Annotated in this window: 13 protein-coding genes; 1 reads left to right on the forward strand and 12 read right to left on the reverse strand. The window is 72.1% G+C overall.

Annotated features, from left to right (window positions below; all coding sequences use genetic code 11):
- Nucleotides 1–306: 306 nt before the first annotated feature.
- The 6 genes from AC07DA_RS25445 to AC07DA_RS25470 all read right to left on the reverse strand — a co-directional run bounded on the left by AC07DA_RS25445 (nt 307) and on the right by AC07DA_RS25470 (nt 8,711).
- Nucleotides 307–2,595, reverse strand: a complete 2,289-nt coding sequence (locus AC07DA_RS25445; RefSeq protein WP_479130509.1) for a HelD family protein — start codon at nt 2,593–2,595, stop codon at nt 307–309.
- Nucleotides 2,596–2,655: 60 nt separating this feature from the next.
- The gene (locus tag AC07DA_RS25450) at nt 2,656–3,489 is read right to left on the reverse strand and encodes an anti-sigma factor family protein (protein WP_479130510.1); all 834 of its coding nucleotides are present in this window, start codon (nt 3,487–3,489) and stop codon (nt 2,656–2,658) included.
- Entirely contained in the window at nt 3,489–4,010 is a 522-nt protein-coding gene (locus tag AC07DA_RS25455) for a sigma-70 family RNA polymerase sigma factor (RefSeq protein ID WP_010039908.1), read from the reverse strand. Before AC07DA_RS25455 ends, AC07DA_RS25450 begins: the two co-directional genes overlap by 1 nt.
- Before the next feature lie 352 nt (nt 4,011–4,362).
- Nucleotides 4,363–4,956, reverse strand: a complete 594-nt coding sequence (locus AC07DA_RS25460; RefSeq protein WP_479130511.1) for a CGNR zinc finger domain-containing protein — start codon at nt 4,954–4,956, stop codon at nt 4,363–4,365.
- Between the two features lie 1,053 nt (nt 4,957–6,009).
- Nucleotides 6,010–7,161, reverse strand: coding sequence for a uroporphyrinogen-III synthase (locus AC07DA_RS25465; protein ID WP_479130512.1), 1,152 nt, complete (start codon nt 7,159–7,161; stop codon nt 6,010–6,012).
- A gap of 164 nt (nt 7,162–7,325) precedes the next feature.
- Nucleotides 7,326–8,711 (reverse strand): nitrate/nitrite transporter, encoded by a 1,386-nt coding sequence (locus tag AC07DA_RS25470; protein WP_479130513.1) that lies wholly within the window; start codon nt 8,709–8,711, stop codon nt 7,326–7,328.
- Between the two features lie 260 nt (nt 8,712–8,971).
- Between AC07DA_RS25470 and AC07DA_RS25475 the strand changes: the two genes are divergently transcribed.
- Nucleotides 8,972–9,514, forward strand: coding sequence for a hypothetical protein (locus AC07DA_RS25475; RefSeq protein WP_479130514.1), 543 nt, complete (start codon nt 8,972–8,974; stop codon nt 9,512–9,514).
- Here AC07DA_RS25475 and AC07DA_RS25480 read toward each other — a convergent pair.
- From AC07DA_RS25480 to AC07DA_RS25505, 6 genes are all read right to left on the reverse strand, one after another.
- The gene (locus tag AC07DA_RS25480) at nt 9,497–10,087 is read right to left on the reverse strand and encodes a hypothetical protein (protein WP_479130515.1); all 591 of its coding nucleotides are present in this window, start codon (nt 10,085–10,087) and stop codon (nt 9,497–9,499) included. The two genes, AC07DA_RS25475 and AC07DA_RS25480, sit on opposite strands and share 18 nt — an antisense overlap.
- Nucleotides 10,084–11,487 (reverse strand): putative T7SS-secreted protein, encoded by a 1,404-nt coding sequence (locus AC07DA_RS25485; RefSeq protein WP_479130516.1) that lies wholly within the window; start codon nt 11,485–11,487, stop codon nt 10,084–10,086. The genes AC07DA_RS25480 and AC07DA_RS25485 overlap by 4 nt, the downstream gene beginning before the upstream one ends.
- Nucleotides 11,484–11,786, reverse strand: coding sequence for a hypothetical protein (locus AC07DA_RS25490; protein WP_479130517.1), 303 nt, complete (start codon nt 11,784–11,786; stop codon nt 11,484–11,486). Before AC07DA_RS25490 ends, AC07DA_RS25485 begins: the two co-directional genes overlap by 4 nt.
- Nucleotides 11,783–12,412, reverse strand: a complete 630-nt coding sequence (locus tag AC07DA_RS25495; protein ID WP_479130518.1) for a hypothetical protein — start codon at nt 12,410–12,412, stop codon at nt 11,783–11,785. The genes AC07DA_RS25490 and AC07DA_RS25495 overlap by 4 nt, the downstream gene beginning before the upstream one ends.
- A gap of 80 nt (nt 12,413–12,492) precedes the next feature.
- Entirely contained in the window at nt 12,493–13,707 is a 1,215-nt protein-coding gene (locus tag AC07DA_RS25500) for an acyltransferase family protein (protein WP_479130519.1), read from the reverse strand.
- Nucleotides 13,704–15,896, reverse strand: coding sequence for a bifunctional polysaccharide deacetylase/glycosyltransferase family 2 protein (locus AC07DA_RS25505; protein WP_479130520.1), 2,193 nt, complete (start codon nt 15,894–15,896; stop codon nt 13,704–13,706). Before AC07DA_RS25505 ends, AC07DA_RS25500 begins: the two co-directional genes overlap by 4 nt.
- Nucleotides 15,897–15,943: the final 47 nt, after the last annotated feature.

The following is a 15,943-nucleotide window of genomic DNA, read 5'->3' on the forward strand; positions in this document are numbered from 1 at the left end:
CGTCCGATCGTCGCACCTACCACTCGGTAGCGGGTAGCCGCCCTCGATTGCGAACGTTTTGTTCGCGGAACGGGCAGCGAAAAGAGACCCACGTCACGCTGACGTGGGCCTCTTCCGGTGAGTCAGTGGCACCGACCCGCCATGCTCGCCTCGCGGCAAGTGGTCGCTCGTAGCGACGAAGGTTGGGCCCGGGGGCTTGGATCGGGCCGGTGCCACCTCCAGGCTAACAAACGGATCCCGTAAGGCCATTCCCGTACCGGTGGTTCATTTCGCCGGCAAGTGGGTAACGGGTTGCGGTCCCCCGCCTCAGTCCCTGAGCAGGTCGGGTACACCCGCCGCGTCGGGCTCGTCCCGTTCGGCGGAGACGACCGTGAGCTGCTGGGTGGCCCGGGTCAGTGCGACGTAGAGCACCCGCAGTCCGGCCGGGGACTCGTCGGCGATCTCCGCCGGGGAGACCACGACCGTCGCGTCGTACTCCAGGCCCTTGGCCTCCAGGCTGCCGAGCGCCACCACCCGGTCGCCGAGTCCGGCGAGCCAGCGGCGGGCCTCCTCGCGGCGCTGCATGGCGACGACCACGCCGACCGTGCCGTCGACGCGCTCCAGCAGCCGGGCGGCCTCGTCGCGGACGGTGGCGCCGAGGCTCTCCCCGGCGATCCTGAAGCGCGGCTCGACGCCGGTGGAGCGGACCGCCTTCGGGGCGACGGAGCCGGGCATGGCGAGGGCGAGGACCTTCGCGGCGAGCTCGGCGATCTCCGCCGGGTTGCGGTAGTTCACGGTGAGCTCGAAGCGGCGGCGCGGGCGGGTGCCCAGGGCCTCGTCGCGGGCCTCGGCGGCCTCGTCCGGGTCGGACCAGGAGGACTGCGCCGGGTCGCCGACGACCGTCCAGGTGGCGTGCCGGCCGCGGCGGCCGACCATGCGCCACTGCATCGGGGTGAGGTCCTGGGCCTCGTCGACGATGACGTGGGCGTACTCGACGCGCTCCTGGGCGAGCCGCTCGGCCCGCTCGCGCTGGCTCTCCTCGCGCACCGGCATCAGCTCCTCCAGGCCGGTGAGCTGGTCCAGCGGGTCGGCTTCGCGCTTGCGGCGGGGGCGGGCCGGGGCGCCCAGGATGGCCTGGAGCTCGTCGAGCAGCGCGATGTCGTGCACGGAGTGCCCCTCGCGCTTGAGGGAGCGGGCGACCTTGCGGACCTCGCCGGGGTTGAGGATCCGCCGGGCCCAGCGGCCCAGGCGCCGCTCGTCGGCCATGGCGTCCAGGACGGCGGCCGGGGTCAGCTCCGGCCACCAGGCGTCCAGGAAGGCGAGGAAGTCGTCCTCGGTGCTGACGTCCTCGTCGAAGGAGGAGCGCAGCTCGGCGGCGAGCTCCGGGTCGGTGTGCCGGCCGGCCGCGCCGGAGCGCTCCCACAGGGCGTCGAGCAGCAGCTTGCGGGCGCGCGGGCGCAGCAGGTTGACGGGGGCGGTACCGCCGAGCGCGGCGCGGCGGATGCCCGCGAGCTCCCCGGCCTCCAGCTCCAGGCGCCGGCCGAAGGCGACCACGCGCAGCCGGGCCGGTGAATCGTTCAGCTCCAGGGCGCCGCGCGCGGCCTTGCGCAGCACCTTGAGCATGCGCGAGGAGCCCTTGGCGCGGGCGACGGACGGGGAGTCGTACAGCGTGGCCTCGGCGCCCTCGACCAGGGAGCCGATGGCGCGGATGGCGACCTGGCCCTCCTCGCCGAGGGAGGGCAGCACGCCCTCGGTGTAGGCGACGAGCAGCGGGGTCGGCGAGACGATCAGGATGCCGCCCGCGTAGCGGCGCCGGTCCTGGTAGAGGAGGTAGGCCGCGCGGTGCAGGGCGACGGCGGTCTTGCCGGTGCCGGGGCCGCCCTCGACGTAGGTCACGGAGGCGGCGGGGGCGCGGATGACCAGGTCCTGCTCGGCCTGGATGGAGGCGACGATGTCGCGCATGGAGTGGCCGCGGGCCTGGCCGAGCGCGGCCATCAGGGCGCCGTCGCCGATGGCGGGCAGTTCCCGGCCGTCGAGGAAGGCCGTCAGCTCGGGGCGCATCAGGTCGTCCTCGACGCCGAGGACCTTGCGGCCCTTGGAGCGGATGACCCGGCGGCGGACGACGCGGCCGGGGTCCACGGGCGTCGACCGGTAGAAGGGCGCGGCGGCCGGGGCCCGCCAGTCGATGACCAGCGGTGCGTAGTCCTGGTCGAGCACGCCGATGCGGCCGATGTGCAGGGTCTCGGCGATGTCGGCGGTGTTGTCCGGGCGCACCGCGCCCTCCGCCGGCTCGACGGCGGTGTACGCGCCGTCCGGCCCCTTCTTGCCGTCCTTGCCGAGCAGCAGGTCGATACGGCCGAAGAGGAAGTCCTCGAACTCGTTGTTGAGCCGGTTGAGGTGGATGCCCGCGCGGAAGACCTGGGCGTCCCGCTCGGCGAGCGCGCCGGGCGTGCCGACCTGGCCGCGCTGGGCCGCGTCGTTCATCAGGAACTCCGCCTCGTGGATCTTCTCCTCGAGACGCCGGTACACCCGGTCCAGGTGTTCCTGTTCGACGCCGATCTCGCGGGCTCTCCGAGAGTCTTCGAGCGCGGTCTCCTGTTGAGCCTGAGCGGCCACCGGGCCCCCTTCTGACGTGCTGGGCAGCCGTCCACCGTACGCGAAGGGGACCCGGTAAGGCTACGCGTCGACCTCGACCAGCCGCTTGCCGTCGAAGGTCACGACCTCGAAGTGGTCGATCTCGTTCGGCTCGAAGGCGGCGCCGCCCTGGACGTACAGCGGTTCCTTGGCCTTCTCCGTCTTCGCGTCCGGGACGCCGTAGCCCCAGTTCGGGACGGACCAGGAGGACAGGGTCTCCCGCTCGCCGTTCTTGCCGACCGCGACGAGGGCGCACTTGAGCGGGCCCTTGACGTTCTTCAGCTCCAGGACCGTGCCGGTCCCCCAGTCCTTCTTCTGGAGGGCGACGGTCGCGGAGACCTTGGTGGCCGGGTCCGTGGCGGAGATCTTGTCGGAGATGCGGTCGAACGCGTCCTTGGCGGGGCTCACCGCGAGCGGGCGCTGCTCCGTGCCGCCGCTGTCACCGCCGCCGCCGTTCGTCGCGACCGCGACGAAGGGACCGCCGACGATCAGCGCGCCGGCCGCGGCCACCATGTAGAGACTGCGGCGGCGCTTGCGGGCGCGGCGGTCGGCGACCTCGTCGACCAGCTTCTCCACCAGGCGCGGGCGCGGCTTCGCGGACAGCGACTCGCCGATCGCGGGTGTGCTGCCGGAGCCGGGCAGGTCGGCGAGGGCGGCGAGCATCGGCTCCATGCCGGCCAGCTCGTCGAGCTGCTGGGCGCACCATTCGCAGGTGGCGAGGTGGGCCTCGAACGCGGTGGCCTCGGCGTCGTCGAGGATGCCGAGGGCGTAGGCACCGACGGTCTCGTGCTCGTTCGGCACCGGAGATCCCTGCATGGGACCAGACATACCCATGCCTCCCGTACCGAACCCTTGGTTACCCCCGTAAACACTCATCACGCCGTCACCCCCCGCTCCTCCAGTGCCAGCTTCATCGAACGCAGGGCGTAGAACACCCTGGAGCGGACCGTTCCGCTGGGTATGCCCAGGGTCTCGGCCGCCTCATTGACGGTACGCCCCTTGAAGTACGTCTCGACGAGCACCTCCCGGTGAGCGGGGGTCAGGTCGTCGAGTGCGTCCGAGAGAGTCATCAGCCACAGCGCCTTGTCGATCTCGTCCTCCGCGGGGATGACCTCCAGCGGCGACGGGTCGACCTCCTGCGGCCGGGCCTGCCGGCTGCGGTGGCCGTCGATGACGATGCGCCGGGCGACCGTCACCAGCCAGGGGCGTACCGATCCGGTCGCCCGATTGAGCTGACCGGCGTTCTTCCAGGCACGGATGAGCGTCTCCTGCACGACGTCCTCGGCGCGCTGCCGGTCTCCGGCGACCAGGCGCAGAACGTAGGCCAGCAGGGGTCCGGCGTGTTCGCGGTAGAGCGCACGCATCAGCTCCTCGTCGGGTTCCGAGGGCTGGGACATGCGATGTCGGGCCCTCGGTGCTCGTTCATTGGCCACGACGGAATCCTTGCGCACGCCCACCTCCGATGTCCGGGGGTTCCCCCAGTCGGTCGCTCGACAAGCCGTACGGAAGCGAGCCGTTGGGCGTTCAAAGGAACGTGGCAGATTTCTTCGAAGTGACGTGACGAGCGGGACATGGGGTCACATTCCCACCCCGCGTTCTTTACATTTCCACCACACTGGCAAGATCACGCCGGGGCTTCCCTACGGGGGCGTAGGTAAACGGCGTGTAATCGAAATCACTTCGGCCGCGCGGGCGCAGAAGTCGCATTCAGGACACGGGATTTCCGTGCACGGACCACTCAATTCCGTTTCAGGCGCGGGCGAGTGCCGCGCGGCGGCGGTGCCGTGCGACGCGTTCGCGGTTCCCGCAGACCTCGCTGGAGCACCAGCGCCGGCGGCGTCCCCGCGAGGTGTCGAGGTACACGATGCGGCAGTTGTCGCCCTCGCACTGGCGCAGGGCCGCCCGCGCCACGGGGTCGGTCAGCAGGTCCACGGCGTCCCGGGCAACGGAGGCGAGCAGGGCCGAGCAGTCGGGCGGAGCGTCCAACTGCCGTACGAGCTGCCCGTCTCCACCGCGTACGGCACGCGGGGCGGGAGGCGCGGCACGGGCCAGGTCGTTGACGCGCGCGAGCGCGAAGTCGTGGGCCGCCACGCCGGTGCCCGGCCAGCCCCGCACCAACCGGTCGATCTGGGCGCGCAGTTCGCGGAAGGCGGCGAGCCAGGTGGCGTCGGCGTGGGTCAGGGCGGTGCCCGGCGGCACCAGCCCGGAGCCGGTGATCCAGGCGCGCAGCACGGGCACGGAGTCGAGCCGCTCCTGCGGGTGCGTGGTGGAGAGCAGATCCAGGCAGATCCGCCCGGCGTCGAACCGCAGCTCGTAGGGGGCCGTGGCTGTACCCAGTGCCATGTGCCTGTCACCGCCTAGGTCGGTGAGACGCCAGTGAGAGGGCTCCGCAACCGTTCCCCTCTTACAGTGCCTGCCCGGCGACGCGCCGGAAAGACCTCGCGCGGGGGCGGGCGCGACGAGCGGGTCCGCCCGGGGCCGGTCCGCCCCGGGCCGGTCCGCCCGGGGCGGCCACCGTCGACGGGCCCCGGGAGGGTCGTGTCCGGAAGGCGCGGTGCGGTGTCGGTGCCGGGAAGGGACGCTGTGGCGTCCCGGAGGCGTGCAGCCCGGTGCGGGCGCCGCCCGCACGGCCGAGAGGCCCGCGCCGACCTCGAGCCCGGGCGGCCCGGCCACGCCACCCGCAGCCGTCCAACGCCCGGCCACATCCCGTGCCACCCGGCGGTCCGGCGGTCCGGCCCCCTCACCGCCCGGCGACCCGGCCCCGCCCCTGGACCGCTGGGCCGCTGGGCCACTGGGCCGCTGGACCGCTGGGCCACGGGTTACCTGGGCCACCTCGGCCACTGAGCCACCTGAGTCACATGGACCACGTGGTCCACCTGGCGATCCGCCAGCGCACGATGTCCAGGCCGAGCCCGGTCGAGCCGTCGCTGGCCACATGACACGCCACGCGGCTCCCAGCACCGCCCCGCGCCCACCGGCAACCCGGCCACCACCCCGCGAGCCCGACAGCCGTCCACCCGCCACCCCGCAACCACCCACCGGCGCCCCTGCACAGCCCGTGAGCCCGACGGCCGGACGCCCTCTACCCCGCAGCCGCCCAACGGCCGACCACCCACCACCCCGGGCAGCGCCCGACGGCCGTTCACCCACCACCCCGCGCCCACCCGGCAACCCGGCCACCACCCCGCGAGCCCGACGGCCGTCCACCACGGCCCCGCCCGGCTGGCCGTCCACCATCGCCCGGCCCGGCTCCCCCGGGGACCAGCCCTCGCCCCCACCCCCGGCACGCCTCCCGCAGGGCACCGCTTCAGGGCGGGTCGGCCGGGCCGTCCGCAGGTCGCCGCCGTGTGACCGGGTCCGCTCCTCGGCGTGTTTCCGCTCAACCCCCGGCGCGGCTCACGCGTCCGCGTACTTCGTTTCCGCCGCCGGGTCCACGGCCAGGCGGTAGCCGCGTTTGACGACCGTCTGGATCAGCTTGGGCGTGCCCAGGGCCGTGCGCAGGCGGGCCATGGCCGTCTCGACGGCGTGTTCGTCGCGGCCGGAGCCGGGCAGGGCACGCAGCAGGTCGGCGCGGGAGACGACCCAGCCGGGGCGGCGGGACAGGGCACGCAGCAGGGACATGCCGGCGGGTGGCACGGGCTTGAGCTCGCCGTCGACCAGCACGGCGTGCCCGCGGATCTCCACCCGGTGCCCGGCGACCGGCAGCGAGCGCGCCCGCGCGGGCAGCTCCTGGCAGAGCAGTTGCACGAGCGGCCCGAGGCGGAAGCGCTCGGGCTGGACCGTGTCGATGCCGCGGGACTGCAGCGGCAGGGCCGTGACCGGTCCCACGCAGGCCGGCAGGACGTCGTGGCCCAGCGCGGCCAGCACCTCCGGCAGCAGCCCGCGTTCCTCCGCCCGGGACAGCAGCGAGGCCGCCGCCGGGGCGCTGGTGAACGTGAGGGCGTCCAGGCCCCTGGAGACCGTCGCGTCGAGCAGCCGGTCCACCGGGCCGAGGTCCTCCGGCGGCAGCCACCGGTACACCGGCACCCCGACCACCTCCGCCCCGCCCACCCGCAACGCCTCCACGAACCCCGGCAGCGGCTCACCGTGCAGCTGGATCGCGATGCGCTGCCCCTCGACGCCCTCCTCCAGCAGCCGGTCGAGCACCTCCGCCATCGATTCCGAGGACGGCGACCACTCCTCCGTCAGCCCGGCGGCTCTGACCGCGCCCTTCACCTTCGGCCCGCGCGCCAGGATCCGCACGCCGCCCAGCCGCGAGAGCAGGTCCTCGCCCAGGCCCCAGCCGTCGGCGGCCTCCACCCAGCCGCGGAAGCCGATCGCGGTCGTGGCGACCACGATGTCGGGTGCCTGCTGGACGATGTCCTTCGTCGCGGCCAGCAGTTCGCTGTCGTCGGCGAGCGGCACGATCCGCAGGGCGGGGGCGTGCAGGACGGCGGCACCGCGCCGCTGCAGCAGCGCCCCGAGTTCATCGGCCCGGCGCGCGGCCGTCACACCGACGGTGAATCCCGCCAGTGGCCCGTGGTCCGGTCGTCGTTCTTCCTGGTACATGGCTCTCGTCCCGCACTCGAGTCGTCGAACTGCTCGTGCACTGCTCGTCGTACTGTCCGTCCACTGCTCGTCGCACTTGTCCGCGTACGGCGCACCCGCATGCCGATCGAGCCTGTCAACGGCTCGTGACAGGCCCGGATCGGCTGGATGTCGCCGGTGTTACGTCACACCTCGGCGTAGCTGAGCTGCGGCTTCGCCTCCGAGGCCGCCGATGTGGCGGGCACCCGGGGGGCGGTGCGCCGAAGGTATACGGCCCACGTGACCGCGAAGCACACCACGTAGAAGGCCAGGAAGGCGACGAACGCGCCGGTGCCGGAGCCGTACGAGAGGAAGGACTGGCGGAAGGCGAGGTTGATGCCGACGCCGCCGAGCGCGCCGACCGCGCCGATGAGTCCCATGGAGGCACCGGAGAGCCGGCGCCCGTAGGCCGCGGCCGCCTCGCCCTCCAGCCCCTTGGCGAGGGCCTTGTGCTGGAAGATGCCCGGGATCATCTTGAACGTCGAGCCGTTGCCGAGCCCGCTGAGCACGAACAGCACCACGAACGCCCCGGTGAACAGGGCCAGCGACTTCTCCATGGAGGCGCTGATCAGGACCGCCGTCGCGACGCCCATCGCCACGTAGTTCCACAGGCTGATCTTCGCGCCGCCGTAGCGGTCGGCGAGCCAGCCGCCGACGGGCCGGATGAGGGAGCCGAGCAGCGGGCCGAGGAAGGTGACGTACGCGGCCTGCAGCGGCGTGCGGCCGAACTGGTTCTGCAGGACCTGGCCGAAGGCGAAGCTGTAGCCGATGAAGGAGCCGAAGGTGCCGATGTAGAGCAGGGACATGATCCACGTGTGGGCGTCCCGGGCGGCGTCCTTGGCGGCCCCGGTGTCGTTCTTGACGTTCTCCAGGTTGTCCATGAACAGCGCGGCCATCGCCGCGGCGACGACGATCAGCGGGATGTAGACGCCGAGCAGCACGCGCGGACCGCCGCCGGCGCCGATGATCGCGAGCGCGGCCAGCTGGATGACCGGTACGCCGATGTTGCCGCCGCCCGCGTTCAGGCCGAGGGCCCAGCCCTTCTTCCGCAGCGGGAAGAACGCGTTGATGTTGGTCATGGAGGAGGCGAAGTTGCCGCCGCCGACGCCGGCGAGGAGGCCGACCAGCAGGAAGGTGGAGAAGGAGGTGCCGGGCTCCATCACGGTGAACGCGGCGACGGTCGGGATCAGCAGCATGCCGGCCGAGACGATCGTCCAGTTGCGCCCGCCGAAGATCGCGACGGCGAACGTGTAGGGGACGCGGACGACGGCGCCGACCAGCGTGACCACCGAGGTCAGGAGGAACTTGTCGGCGGGGGTCAGCCCGTACTCGGGGCCCATGAAGAGCACCAGCACGGACCACATCGTCCAGACGGAGAAGCCGATGTGCTCGGACAGCACCGAGAAGTAGAGGTTCCGGCGGGCGACCTTCTCGCCGGTCTCCTTCCAGAACGCCTCGTTCTCGGGATCCCAGTGCTGGATCCAGCGGCCGCCCCTGCTCGGGGGTGCGGGTGCCGTGCCGGGGCCTGTCATGACGCCTCCACTGTGCTCCGGGACTCGGTGGTACTTCGCGTGACTGGTCCCGAAGGTAGGGAGGGCGCGTTTCCTGCCTGTGCCGGTGGGTGACCGCGAGGGAACTTTGCTCTCACCCCAGGCCGGGGCGGGATGAGAGGTTGTGCCGGTTTTCCGCGATCAGCGCCGCATGGGGCCGCCCCCGGGGGGGTCGGCCGAACCCGGCCGGTTCCCCGTCGGCCGCTATCCTCTAGCGGACCCACACGGGAACGGGAGAGTCCATGTCCGCTGAGTCGGGGGCCGGCCGGCCGAAGGCACCGCGCCCGCAGCGTTCCGCCGCCGGAAACGTCGCCTTCGGAGCGGGAGTGCTCGCGGTGCTGGCGACGGCCACGCTCGGCGCGTTCGCGGTCGTGGCGCTGGTCGGCAGGATCGTGGACACGGGCCCCCTGTCGAGCGTGGTGCCCGACGAGGGGCACCACGCCTTGGTCGTCGGTGGTATCGCGGCCGGCGGGCTGACCGGACTGATGCTTCCGGTGATCCTCTTCGGGATGGTGCGGGGCAACGCGGAGACTCCCCGCGTCGGTCCCGCGGCCGCCGTCCGCAAGGTGCTGGCGGTGCTGGCCTTCGACATCCTCCTGCTGGTCGTGTCGTTCCTCGTCGCCCAGCTGGGGTGGCTCCTTCCGGCGCAGGTCACGACGGTGGTCGCCGTCTTCGCCGTCGGGTTCAGCTGGATGCCGCTCGCGATGGTGCCCTGGGAGCGCTTCGGTCTGGGCGACACGTTCGGCAAGCCGCGCGGTCCGTCCGCGTCACACCAGGCGCAGTGAGTCAGCGAGTTCGTCGGCGACCTTGACGAGCTCGGCGCCGAGTCCCAGGGACGTCCACAGCAGTCGGCACTCGAGTGCCGTGGGGTACCGGAGCGGCAGGACATAGTGGGCGATGCCCTCCACGACCGTTCCGTGCTCCGCCTGCGGATCGGTGGGCTCCTGGCGGTGCACCCGCAGGGCCGGCCCCACAGGCAGCCCGACCTCGGTGAGCACCTGGCCGTCACCGAAGCAGGGGCCCTGCGCTTGCTCCACTTCCGCTCGCAGCGCTTCCACCGTGCGGGCTTCCGGCGGGACGGTCAGCTCCCGCACCGTGTAACTCGCCACGACGGGCCCGTTCCACGGGGCCTGTACGGCCGCGCACAGGGCCCCTTGCCGGACAGCCGCGCCCCAGTACCAGAGCAGGTCCGTCGCGAACGCCTCCCGCCACTGCTCCGGTACGTCACCGCCGAGGTGCTCTCCCGCGAGGGTGCGCGCCCAAACCTCGGGCTCCTCGCTCCGCAGATCCAGGACCAGCCAGTTGTGCGGGGCGGGCAGCTCGACTCGGCACTCCCGCCAGTCCTCCGAACGCGTCATGACCGCGCTCCCGCTTCGGCCAGCGACGCGTCGGAGCCGGTGACGTCAACGTCCGGTTCGCCGCCGAACAGGCCGATGAAGCTCTTGGTGTCGGAGGCCGATCCCGTCCCGGTGCCGCCGAGACCCACCACGTTGTACGCCATGGCCTGCTTGAACGCGTCCGGCGTGCCGATGAAGGCCAGGTCAGCCGGGTCGATGTTCTTGATCCGGGCGAGTTCGTCGACCATGCCCGGCCCCGCGTACATGCTGGCCAGCCCGCGCGGACCGGCGGCGGTGTAGGCATCACGGGCCGCCGAGAAGTTGTCACCGATCTTGAAGAGGTCCCGCCAGTTGCCGCGGATCGTGCTCAGGTCGTTCGCGAAGGAGCTCGGCAGGCCGCGGAAGGCTGCTCTCAGGCCCACGTCGGGCAGGGCCGCTCCGGGGCGTGCCCCGGCCCGTGCCCCGACCATGGACTCGACGAGCGCGCGGCGCGCGGCCGAGTTCATGCCCGGGTTCCAGCCGCGCACGTACTGCGTGGCCGCCGTCCACACGCGGCTGCGGCCGACGGTGGCGGCGGCCTTGGCGCCCGCGGAGAAGACCCGACCGATGCCGAACGTGGCGAGACCCAGTACGTCGACGGCCACGTCACCCCAGGAGCCGTCGCCGTTGACGGCGAGCAGCACATGGCAGATCAGGGAGATCGCCGTCATCACCAGGGCGATGGTGCCGAGCACTCCCGCCAGTGCCTGGCCGATCACGGGAATCCAGCCGACGAGCAGCGACAGCACCCCGCAGACGGCGGCGATGGCCCCCGTGATGTCGCTGACGAGTTTCAGGGTGTCGCGCAAATCGTCGAGCAAGCCGTCGTTCAGGCCGTCGCCCTCGGTGGTGTCGTGAATGCGCCGGGCGGCCTTGTCACCGGCCTCCCTGTGCCGGGTCTTCAGCTTGGCGAGCTCCCCGCGCAGCCCGTCCAGACCCTCCTGGAGGTCGGTGACCGTCTTGTCGAGTCTGCGCCGGGCGGCGTCATCCGTGCCCTCGGGCGGGTTCTCCGCCTTGTTCTTGGCCGTGCTCAGGCTGTTCTGCTGCGTCTCGGCCCGGGTGAGGAGCTTGTCGGCCTCGCCCTGGATGGTCTCCAGGTCGGTGGAGTAGTCCTTGAGGGCGATACCGGCGTCCGCGTAGCGGTCGTGGGCCTTGCTCACCGTCTTGGCCGTCTCGGACGCCTTCTCGGCGAAGGCACGGCCGGCCTCGGAGTCCCAGCTCTCCAGGTTGCCGATCCGGCGCAGCGCGTCGGCGGTCTTGGTGATGGTCTCGGCCGTGGCCGTGAACCGGCGGGCGAGGGCCTTCATGTCGTGGACGTCGCCGGGCACGGGGTCGTCGCTCTCCCCCAGCACCTCCCACCGGTGGGCGGCGGGGCGGGTCACTTCTTCTTCCTCTTGCCGGTGAGCACGTCGTACAGCGCGGTGTCGAGCTCGGTGTAGGCCTTTCCGGCCTCCTTCGCGAGCGTGCCGAGTCCCTTGATCTCCTCGATCATCTTCTTGCGGTTGTCGTCCCAGCCGTCGGAGAACTCCTGGAGCCGGTCGTGCAGTGTCTGATGGCCGACGGTCCGGCGGTCGTAGGCGTCCATGAGCTTGTCGAGCCCTTCCAGCTCGGTCGCCACCGTCCGCAGTCCGGTCCCGGCCGTCTCGAGATCCCGCGTCGAGACCCTGAGCTTCTTGCTCACCGGCGCTCCTCCCCCGCCCGCTCCCCGTCGCGCTGCTGCCAGCGCAGCGTTCCGGCCACCGCGTCGAACAGCTCCACCATGGCGTCCGCGATCGGCTCCAGCGGAGTGCTGAACGTCAGCATCAGCACCTCTTCGCGGTCCGGGACCGGCACGAAGTACTCGACGACGGTGTCCTCGAACTCGGAGCCCAGCTTGCGCGACTGCTTCGCGCGCTCCCGGCGCAGCACCCTGGCCACCCGCCCGACGGCGGGCAGCGTTTCCAGGGTGACCTCGCCGGACCCGGCCAGCGCCGCCACGACGTCGAGGCCGTCGAATTCCTCGTACAGGCGCGAGATCAGCAGGGACGCGGACAGCGGGATGCCGCCCGCCTCGAGGAACGACAGGTACAGCACCACGCCGCCCTGCCCGACCGCTGCCTCGGCCGTTCCGAGCAGGTGTTCCTCGGCCTTCCGGCGCAGCACGGGCTGGTCGTCGACCCCCATGAACTGGCGCTTGATCAAGGCGTGCACGGACGCCTCGCGGCGGTCCGCGGGCAGCAGCGGGACGCGGTACCAGTCCTCGGGCGTGATCAGCCCGAAGACCGGCGCCCGCGTCTCGGCCGGCTGGGATGTCGGAGCTCGTCTCACTGTCGTTCTCTCACCGGCGACGGAACAGGGACCCTCGCCAAGGGCCGCTCATCGCCCGCCCCCGTCGATGCCGGCTCAGCTTAGCCGCCGGACGCGGCATGCCTGCGGCCCTCGCGAACCCTCACCCGAGGCTCACCGCTCGGCCACAACCGAGGCCTCTGCCTGGCCGCCAGGTCCTCCGCCCAGCCGAAGGCCAGGACGCACGCGCCGATGAGGAGCCAGACCAGGGCCATGACCGGCCAGGGGCTTTCCAGGAGGCCGGGGACGTTCTGTTCCAGGAGCGGGAAGCCCCACAGGTGGTCCCAGAGGGTGGCGGCGATCAGGATGCACGTGTTGTGCCAGAGGTAGATCGTGACGGCCCGGGAGTTGAGCAGGGTGATCGTGCCGGCCAGGGGGCGCAGCCGGCGGGGCCATTCGGACCAGGACGGGCTGACGTGGAGCAGCAGCAGGACCGTGCCCAAGGACCACAGGGCCTGGGCCAGGGGCATGCTGTCGAGGTCGTTGCCGGTGCCGAAGCCGTGGCGCAGGGCGTACCAGAGGCCAGCCAGGGCGATGACGGGCGCCACGGACGGGACGACATAGCGCGGCAGGCGCCGCAGGATGCCCTCCTGGTGGGCCATGCCGAGGATCCAGCAGGCGCCGAACGTGGAGAAGTCCGTGAGCGCCGAGGGGATCCGCTCGCCGGGCAGCGTCAGCCAGCCCTGTTCGAAGGCGACGGCCAGGACGACCGGCGCGGACAGCGTGACCACGGGCAGGGCGCGCAGGGCCTTCAGCAGCAGCGGGGACAGCAGGACGTACCAGAGGTAGGCGCGGATGTACCAGAGCGGCCCCGCGAGGTCCGCCGCCCAGTTCTCGCCGATGAGGCCGGGCACGCCGGGCAGCCCCTCGGCGTACGGCGGGTCGCTGAACGGGACGATCCAGAAGGTGAGGTGGAGCCACCACCAGCCGGGGTGCCCGTCCGCGTCCGGTCCCCAGCCCTGCAGGACCATGCCGGTGACGCCGACGACGCCCAGCAGCCACAGCGGGGGCAGCAGCCGGCGCATCCGGCCGCGGATCACCTGGACCGGCGGGCGCTTCAGCGAGCGGGCCATGAGGTTGCCGGCCAGCGCGAACATCACGCCCATGGACGGGAACACCAGCGGCAGCCACGCCCACCCGGTCAGGTGGTACAGCACGACACGGAACAGCGCGACGGCGCGCAGCAGGTCGAAGTAGCGGTCGCGCCCGGGCTTCGGCGAAGGGCTCTGTTCCTTCGGCAGGTCCGGCAGGGCCTCGGTGGCGGGAGCCGTGGTCATGCGACCGGCCTCCCGTCCATCTGCTGCTGGGGCGCGGCGGTCCCGCCCCCGGGCAGCCCGACCGCGCCCGTGCGCCGCAGCTTCTGCCAGCGCAGCCGTCCGCCGGTGAGGGCGGTGATCCAGGACTGCAGCAGGACGACGTACATGAGCTGCCGGTAGAGGAGCTGCTGCAGCGGCAGGGAGATGAGGTGGGTCATGCGTTCCTTGTCGAGGTGGAACGCGTAGGCCGCGCAGACCCCTTGGACGGCGAGGACGCCCAGCCAGGCGCCGATGGTCTTCTCGGTCGGGCCGAACACCAGCCCGTACAGCAGGAACACGTCGATCAGCGGGGCGAGCAGCGGGGCCACGACCATGAACATCGACACCAGCGGCAGGCCCACCCGCCCGAAGCGGCCGGAGGGCCCGCGGTCGACGAGGGCCCGGCGGTGCTTCCAGATGGCCTGCATGGTGCCGTACGACCAGCGGTAGCGCTGGGACCACAGCTGCTGCACGGACTCGGGGGCCTCGGTCCAGGCGATGGCCTTCTCCGCGTAGACGACGTGCCAGCCGTCGCGGTGCAGGGCCATGGTGATGTCGGTGTCCTCGGCGAGCGTGTCGTCGCTCATGCCGCCGACCCGTTCCAGGGCGCTGCGCCGGAACGCGCCGACCGCGCCGGGGATGGTGGGCATGCAGCGCAGCACGTCGTACATGCGGCGGTCGAGGTTGAAGCCCATCACGTACTCGATGTGCTGCCAGGCGCCGATGAGGGAGTCGCGGTTGCCGACCTTGGCGTTGCCGGCGACGGCGCCCACGCGCGGGTCGCCGAAGGGCTGCACGAGTTCGCGGACGGTGGTGGGCTCGAAGACGGTGTCGCCGTCCATCATCACGATGATGTCGTGGCGGGCGTTGGCGATGCCCCGGTTGAGGGCGGCCGGCTTGCCCGCGTTGAGCTGGCGGACGACACGCACCCCGGGCAGGCCGAGGTTCTCGACGATGCGCGCGGTGCCGTCGCTGGAGCCGTCGTCGATGACCAGCACCTCGATGGGGTGGTCGCTGGCGACCAGGGAGCGGACCGTCTGCTCGATGCACTTGGCCTCGTTGTAGGCGGGCACGAGCACGGACACCGGTTCGGTGACGGGCTCGCCCCAGCGGAAGCCCTTGCGCCGGACGCGGCGGGCGTGGGCGACGGAGAGGACCAGCATCAGCCCGAGGCGGGCGAAGACCAGGACGCCGACGACCGCGAGACCGGCGACGAGGACGTCGGTCGTCTTCTCGGAGGCCTGCACCAGGAAGACCCAGGCGTCGCCCTTGAGCGCCTCCAGCCCGGCGACGGGGGTGTGCGCGCTCGGGGCGTGGAGGGCGCCGGTGAGGGTGTGGAAGCGGTAGCCCTCGTCCTGCAGCCCCCTGATGTACCGGTCGAGGGCGGCCACGGTCTGGGACCGGTCGCCGCCGGAGTCGTGCATCAGCACTATGGCGCCCTTGCCGCCCTTCGGCGTGGCGTTGCTGATGATCTTCTCGACCCCGGGCCGGCGCCAGTCCTCGCTGTCGGTGTCGTTGACGATGGTGATGTAGCCCTTGCTGCCGATGTACTCGGTGACCGGCCAGGAGTTGTTGTCCATGTTCCGGGCGTACGAGGAGTAGGGCGGGCGGAACAGCGAGGTGCGGATGCCGGCCGCCCCGGCCAGCGCGAGCTGGTTCTGGGACAGTTCCCAGTCGACGCGGCTCTTGCTCTGCAGCGACAGGTCGGGGTGGTTGAAGGTGTGCAGGCCGATCTCGTGACCCTCGTCGACCATGCGCTGGACGAGGTCCGGGTAGCGGGAGGCCATGGTGCCGGTGATGAAGAAGACGGCCCGGGCGTCGTGCTTCTTCAGCACGTCGAGCACCTTCGGCGTCCACTTCGGGTCGGGGCCGTCGTCGAAGGTGAGGACCAGCTCGTGGTCCGGCAGTTGCAGGCTGGTGGGGCGCCCGTTCCGGGTGTCGATGACGGGTCCGCCCTTCAGGATGTCCTGCGGGACGCGGTCGTTGGCCGCGGGCGGACCGACGCGGTGGTCGGCGAGGATCTCGCTGTGCACGTAGCCGCGCAGCATGAGCATCGCCATCAGCGCGACGAGCACGAGCAGGGGCAACAGCAGACGCAGGGGCAGGCGGCGGCGCCGGGAGCCCCCACGGGCTCGTGACGCGGGCCCGGAACGGCGGACTGGGGATGCCATGGGTGGTGGTACCTCGAGGTGGTGCGATGCGGGGTGCTGCGGGGACG

This window comes from Streptomyces sp. NPDC044921, assembly GCF_056432865.1.